The following is a 240-nucleotide window of genomic DNA, read 5'->3' as shown; positions in this document are numbered from 1 at the left end:
TAATTTTAACTTTATTTCCAGTTCCATTGGTTGCGTTATTTGTTCCAGCAAGTGTCCAATGAAATCTGGTTTTATCTGATGTGGTAGTCAGGCTATCCATTGAAACAATCATATCAGGGAAAGCATCCATGAATCCTTTTACGACATTATTTATAGCTTCTGTTCCTTTGGCTGGTTTTCCTTTATTAACTGTTAATTCGCCATCTTCGGCAAAAAAGGACGATACAAAATTTGGTCTTT

1 protein-coding gene is annotated in these 240 nt (G+C 35.4%); it reads right to left on the bottom strand.

The annotated features are described in order from the left end of the window. A partial coding sequence (locus TD18_RS16495; RefSeq protein WP_040254925.1) for an ester cyclase occupies positions 1-240 on the bottom strand: 240 nt, incomplete at both ends.

Origin of the sequence: Psychroserpens mesophilus (assembly GCF_000826645.1) — a bacterium.
In the GTDB taxonomy this organism is placed as follows: domain Bacteria; phylum Bacteroidota; class Bacteroidia; order Flavobacteriales; family Flavobacteriaceae; genus Psychroserpens; species Psychroserpens mesophilus.
This window is presented reverse-complemented; position numbering and strand designations above follow the sequence as displayed.